We start from the raw sequence: 5,592 nt of genomic DNA on the forward strand, positions 1-5,592 counted from the left end.
CGACGAGAACCGCGTTCGGGTCGTCATGCTTGGCTTTGATGACTTCCGGATAGCCTGGAGGGTTGGAGTCTCCCGTGCCATAACGCTCATGCCAGACAATGCGCTCGGCCATGCCGGTCGGGGTCAGTGTGCCGTCCTTGAACAAGGACGCCATCTTGCGCTGGTGCTCCAGCTGGGACGCTGCCTGCCCGATGTTGAACTCGTGCATCAACGCGCCCTCGTTCTTCAGAACGAAGCGCACGGTTTCACCTGGCTTCACATCGATCGTTTTCTGGCTGTAGTTGATGTCGTCCATCTTTACCAAGATGGTACGAGTCGCTGGCGTCGCCTGGGCCTGCTGCCCAATGCCATTGCTACTGCCGCCGACCTCGGCAAATGCCGGAAAGGTGGTGCTGATGAACAGAGTGCTGATCAGCAGTTTAAGGGGTAAGCGTTTCATGGTGAGACCTCGAGATGGGTGCTGGAAATCTCATGCTATTCCCCGCTTGCTGCCAGGCCGCTGACCCCAAAACTACAATTGCGTCAGCTGGGAAAAAGCACGGCGCCATAAAGGCGCCACTAGGCCGAAGGAGCAATCACGAAAGGCCTGTAAGATGGGGGAAATCTTTACTGATGGCATTCCTTGTCGGCCATCATCAGCTTGTGCTCTCGAATCATTTGACCCAGCACGTCGTCTACCAGCTTGTCATGCTTTTCCATCCAGGCCAGATGCTCTTCGGCAGACATGTTTGGCGCGGGATGTTCGTTGTGCAGCTGGCTCATGATGTCTTCGAGCATGTTCATATGCTCCTTCATGTGCACATGCCGCTCGCCGACCGAGGCCTTCTCCGCCTGGATCAGCACGGCTTCTGCTTTGTCGCGCATCTGCTGGATGCGCTCGAATACACGGTCGCTGCCCTCTTCGGCCCAAGCCATGGAAGACAGCAGTAGCGAACCAACCAGAAGCAAAGGTTTCAGCGATTTCATGGGCAGTCTCCATCAGTGCAAACTATGGCCGGCACCTCTGCTTTTGGTCTGTCGGGGGCCGAGAGCACAACCTAGTACTCATGCTTGCACCCTAGACAAGCCCACCCTGTCAGTGAGCTGAAGTCAGAATTACATTTTCGTAAGCTTCTGGTTGGGGCCGCGGTTTGCCTGCAAACTCAGGCCAACCGACTTTTGGAGTATGCACACATGAAACTACTGGTAGCTGAAGACGAACCCAAAACCGGTACGTACCTCCAGCAAGGTCTAACCGAGGCTGGGTTCAATGTCGACCGGGTTATGACCGGTACAGATGCCCTTCAGCATGCAATTAGCGAAGCCTATGACCTGCTAATTCTGGATGTAATGATGCCTGGGCTGGACGGTTGGGAAGTGCTGCGCATGTTGCGCGCAGCAGGAAAAGACGTCCCTGTACTGTTCTTGACGGCACGCGATGGTGTGGAAGACCGCGTTAAAGGGTTGGAGCTGGGTGCGGACGACTACCTGATCAAGCCATTTGCTTTCTCAGAGCTTCTGGCCAGGGTCAGAACGCTGTTGCGCAGAGGTAATGGTTCGCCGACGCAGACCACCATGAAAATTGCCGATCTGGAAGTCGATCTGATGAAGCGACGTGCTGTCCGGGGCGGGAAAAGAATTGACCTGACGGCGAAGGAATTTTCACTACTGGAGTTACTGCTGCGCCGACGCGGTGAAGTGCTCCCGAAGTCGCTGATTGCCTCTCAGGTTTGGGACATGAACTTCGACAGCGACACCAATGTCATTGAGGTCGCGGTACGCCGGCTACGCGCAAAAATCGATGACGATTTCGATCTCAAGCTGATTCATACCGCCCGCGGCATGGGGTACATGATGGATGCTCCGGAGTGAATATGAAGCACCTTTCGCTGACCGCACGCATGAGCTTGATGTTCATGTCCGCGGTAATTGCAGTCCTGACGGTAGCAGGGCTGAGTTTCAATATGCTCAGTCAGCACCATTTCAAGATGCTGGATCGGCAGGCCCTGGTGGAGAAACTCGAATCTACCAAACATCTCCTCAACAATGCCCGCGGTGAAGCGAGCCTTTCGGAAGAATTACCGCAGTTGCGGGCCTTGCTGGGAGCCCATCAGGACCTGGCGGCCACCATCCTGGCTAGCGACGACACAGTGTTATTTTCCGACCCCAGAGCAGTCGAGGTGCCTGAGCGCTTCAGGCGCGCAAATGAGCAGAACATGTGGGAGTGGCAGAACGGCCAGCACATGTACCGCGGTATGACGGCCCAAATCTCGGTAGCCGATCAACCTGAGCCTCTCACAGCCCTGCTGATTCTCGACGTAACCAATCACACACACTTCTTCGACACGCTGCAGCGATGGTTCTGGATTGGACTGATCATCAGTGCCTTGGTCAGTGCCGCGCTCGGCTGGGTGGTAGCTCGCAGTGGCCTCAAGCCTCTGCGGCAAGTCACTCGCGTGGCCTCCGGGATGTCCGCCCGATCATTGCAGGAGCGAATTCCTCTCGAACCAGTACCGCAAGAACTTCAGCAGTTAGTTCTGTCCTTCAACGCGATGCTGGCTCGACTTGAAGAGGCCTTCATTCGACTCTCCAACTTCTCGGCGGACATCGCACACGAACTACGAACGCCCGTCAGCAACCTCATGACCCATACTGAGGTGGTCTTGAGCCATAAGCGCGACATCACCGCATACGAGGAGAACCTCTACTCCAACTTGGAAGAATTGAAGCGCATGTCTCGAATGATTGATGACATGCTGTTCTTGGCCAAGGCTGATAATGGCTTAATCATCCCAGAGCAGGCCAGGATCGAACTGGCTGACGTAGTCTACAAGCTGTTTGACTACTACCACCTCCTAGCCGAAGAGCGTGGCATTGAGCTATCGCTCACAGGCACAGGCCAAGCGCAGGGGGATCGGCTGATGCTTGATCGCGCGCTATCCAATTTGCTATCTAATGCGCTGCGCTACACGCCGGCGGGAAAGACAATTTCGGTTCTGATCCGCCAGGCAGCGGACTCAACCACATTCAGCATCGAGAACCCAGGGGACACAATCAGCTCAGAGCATTTAGAGAAGCTCTTCGACCGATTTTACCGGGTCGACCCCGCTCGGCGGGAGGGAAGCCCGAGCAACGCCGGGCTCGGACTTGCCATCACCCGGTCCATCATTGAGGCTCACAAAGGCCGCATCTGGTGCACCTCAGCCGCTGGCCTCACGGGCTTTCACATCGAATTGCCCCATTCCAGATGATGCCGGTCTGGCGGTAAGTAGGCTACAGCTAACCGCTAGCCCAACTTAAAAGGGTGGGTGCAACTCGACTGAGCGCAGATTGCACTCGCCATCCAGATAGGCAACGAGCGGTGAGATGACACCAGAGCACCCCATTCGCTCTCGGGTAGTAGTTTATGAAGTTTGGAAACGGCATCCCCCACGCTTGCTTCGCCAACCCAATCCAATGCTCGAATGGCGTCTAGCCTCATGGGACAACACAAAAAAGATCCTGAGTTCAACTCCAAAAAAGGGATTTGAACCCATTAGCGCGGATGAAAATATCCACAACAGGGCAGCATGATCAACGCCGTGCGCGCTAGCCATTTACAACTAACGCAACACCGTTGCTGACAGGTGGAGCGCTTCTTAAGAGCCTCTCTGAATACTTGACACGCAGCCAAGATCCCATAATATCTACCGCACACTTTGTGAAATCCACCAAGTCCAGAGTTCGCACGAAAATTGACTAGGATCCCCGGAATAGAGCGCTCAAGCAAAGATAGATTGCAGCTCCCCCCGGCTCCACCAAACAAACCCCTGAAAACGTTGAAGTTTTCGGGGGTTTTTCTTTTGCACTGTCGAAAAAGTGTCGAAATAAGGCAGGTTCCTGAAAGGCAGTGACGCTTTGACGCGCCATCCGAAGGATTGCTGCGCTTGGGTCAAGGATAGACTGACAACGGCTGCAGCACTGATTGTGAGACTCCACCGACAAACGGCATAATGGCGCATTGATACATAGCAAGGATGCAACATGGAAATCACATGCCCAGAATGCAAAAAATCCACCCCCCTGCAGATCACCGAAGGACTGTGCTGTGAGCACTGCCAGACAAGCTTCGAAAAACTAAAGCTGGCAAAGAAAGCCTTAATTACGACATCCGCTGCCCTCGCTATCGGAGGCTTCGCCGGCCTACATGCGGATGACTTTTTCGAGTCAAACAGATACCCATTAGCTATCGAGTACTCACTACTGGAAAGCTGCTCCAAGGGCTCATCGGAGGTCAGTTACAACCGCCGAAGGGAAGAGCTCTTTGCGATCTGTACCTGCGCACTTGGAACCGCTCAGGAAGATATCGATTACAAGCACTACAAGAAAGCACCAATAGACCTCGCGAAAGCAATGGAAGCAGCGGTCAAGGAATGCGCCAATTAAGCCAAAGCCCAAGCTAAGCTTTAGCTTGGCTTGGGCTCAACCTCTAAGCGAGGTTACTTGGTTCGAGGCGGTGCATTATCCCGTCCGCCACCAGAGGGGTTTCCGGTTCTGCTGGGCCAACCGGGAGAATCGCTTCTCTGACTCCCTCCGGAGGCTCCGCCCTTTCCGCCACTGCCAGTACCACCTTTGCTCGCACCACCACTGTTTTTAGTCATAATCTGTCTCCTTAAGATTTGCTTTTCTGTGGTTGTTTGGCTGCTGCTCGCTGAGCGCGCGCGGCAAAGGTATCGGCTTCCACTGCACCACCGTTTTTGATGGCTTCTCTGCTTTGAATTCGAGCAGCGGCCTCGGCAGTCATTTGCGTTTTCTTAGACATAGATTTCTCCTTGAATTAGCACCACGCTTGGTGCAGGTTCGAATCTACGCAGAGTCGCGGGACAAATTGGGACACACATGGACGAAGTAGAAAATCTGCAGGCTCAAATCAAACGCCGACTAAAGGAAACAGGTAAAAGCCGGAAAAACTTGGCCGAGATGATTTTTGCGGAAGATCACGACGACGATAATGATGAAAAGGCCAGAGCGCAGTTTGTTGAGTCCTTCAAAAAACAGTTAAATCGCCCAACCACTCCACCAGAAAAGCTGCAACGCTACCTAGAGATACTTCTGCAAGGTCACCGAGGACTTGAGGTCCGCACAGAGTCGATTGCGTCGTCTTATCTGGACAAAGCAACGCTTCGCAGGATGGAGAAGCTTTCTCGTGAGATAGAAAAAATGCTGGAAAAAAAACTTCTCAGCTAAAAAGCAGCCTCTCTTCTCCCTTTCCTCAGCCGTGAAGGTTAGGGCCCAGCCTTACGGCATCTTGCAGATGCTCCGGCGCAAGGTGCGCATAGCGCATGGTCACGACCACGGTGGAATGCCCGAGGATTTTTTGCAGAGTCAGGATATTCCCGCCGTTCTGCATGAAGTGACTAGCGAAGGTGTGCCGCAGCACGTGTGCAGCCTGCCCTTTCGGTAGTTTGATCGTGGTTCTCGCCAGTGCTCGCCTGAATGAGGTGATCGCGGAGGTAAACGGGCCATGCTGACGCCAGTGCTTGAGCAGGAACGTTTCCAGATCGGCAGAGATAGGAACAGCTCTGACCTTGCCGCTTTTCGTGCCGCTGAAAGTGATAACTGAATCGCCCCGGC

The 5,592-nt window shown here is 54.1% G+C and carries 8 protein-coding genes; 4 read left to right on the forward strand and 4 right to left on the reverse strand.

Annotated features, from left to right (window positions below; genetic code table 11):
* Both B7O88_RS17585 and B7O88_RS17590 read right to left on the reverse strand, forming a co-directional pair.
* A partial coding sequence (locus B7O88_RS17585; RefSeq protein WP_088278074.1) for a cupredoxin domain-containing protein occupies positions 1-439 on the reverse strand: 439 nt, incomplete at its 3' end.
* A 167-nt stretch (positions 440-606) separates the two neighbouring features.
* Positions 607-966, reverse strand: coding sequence for a co-regulatory protein PtrA N-terminal domain-containing protein (locus B7O88_RS17590; RefSeq protein WP_088278076.1), 360 nt, complete (start codon positions 964-966; stop codon positions 607-609).
* Between the two features lie 207 nt (positions 967-1,173).
* Between B7O88_RS17590 and B7O88_RS17595 the strand changes: the two genes are divergently transcribed.
* From B7O88_RS17595 to B7O88_RS17610, 3 genes are all read left to right on the forward strand, one after another.
* On the forward strand, positions 1,174-1,851 hold the full coding sequence (locus tag B7O88_RS17595) for a heavy metal response regulator transcription factor (RefSeq protein WP_088278078.1): 678 nt from the start codon (positions 1,174-1,176) through the stop codon (positions 1,849-1,851).
* Positions 1,852-1,853: 2 nt separating this feature from the next.
* Complete coding sequence (locus tag B7O88_RS17600; RefSeq protein WP_172409682.1) at positions 1,854-3,230, forward strand: heavy metal sensor histidine kinase; 1,377 nt, start codon at positions 1,854-1,856, stop codon at positions 3,228-3,230.
* Between the two features lie 772 nt (positions 3,231-4,002).
* Positions 4,003-4,404: a hypothetical protein gene (locus tag B7O88_RS17610; protein ID WP_088278082.1), complete on the forward strand. Its 402-nt coding sequence runs from the start codon at positions 4,003-4,005 to the stop codon at positions 4,402-4,404.
* Between the two features lie 226 nt (positions 4,405-4,630).
* On the opposite strand, the gene B7O88_RS18025 is transcribed toward B7O88_RS17610, so the two are convergent.
* Positions 4,631-4,780 (reverse strand): hypothetical protein, encoded by a 150-nt coding sequence (locus B7O88_RS18025; RefSeq protein ID WP_088278084.1) that lies wholly within the window; start codon positions 4,778-4,780, stop codon positions 4,631-4,633.
* Between the two features lie 77 nt (positions 4,781-4,857).
* Between B7O88_RS18025 and B7O88_RS17620 the strand changes: the two genes are divergently transcribed.
* Positions 4,858-5,205, forward strand: coding sequence for a hypothetical protein (locus B7O88_RS17620; RefSeq protein WP_088278086.1), 348 nt, complete (start codon positions 4,858-4,860; stop codon positions 5,203-5,205).
* Positions 5,206-5,230: 25 nt separating this feature from the next.
* Here the strand turns inward: B7O88_RS17620 and B7O88_RS17625 are convergent.
* Positions 5,231-5,592, reverse strand: a 362-nt coding sequence (locus B7O88_RS17625) for a tyrosine-type recombinase/integrase (protein WP_172409683.1), incomplete at its 5' end; no start/stop codon positions are given.

Origin of the sequence: Halopseudomonas aestusnigri, from assembly GCF_002197985.1 — a bacterium.
GTDB lineage: Bacteria > Pseudomonadota > Gammaproteobacteria > Pseudomonadales > Pseudomonadaceae > Halopseudomonas > Halopseudomonas aestusnigri.

Coding starts and splice junctions, on each gene's coding strand:
- B7O88_RS17610 (WP_088278082.1), top strand. CDS start 4,003: ATGGAAATCACATGCCCAGAATGCAAAAAATCCACCCCCCTGCAGATC.
- B7O88_RS17600 (WP_172409682.1), top strand. CDS start 1,854: ATGAAGCACCTTTCGCTGACCGCACGCATGAGCTTGATGTTCATGTCC.
- B7O88_RS17590 (WP_088278076.1), bottom strand. CDS start 966: ATGAAATCGCTGAAACCTTTGCTTCTGGTTGGTTCGCTACTGCTGTCT.
- B7O88_RS18025 (WP_088278084.1), bottom strand. CDS start 4,780: ATGTCTAAGAAAACGCAAATGACTGCCGAGGCCGCTGCTCGAATTCAA.
- B7O88_RS17595 (WP_088278078.1), top strand. CDS start 1,174: ATGAAACTACTGGTAGCTGAAGACGAACCCAAAACCGGTACGTACCTC.
- B7O88_RS17620 (WP_088278086.1), top strand. CDS start 4,858: ATGGACGAAGTAGAAAATCTGCAGGCTCAAATCAAACGCCGACTAAAG.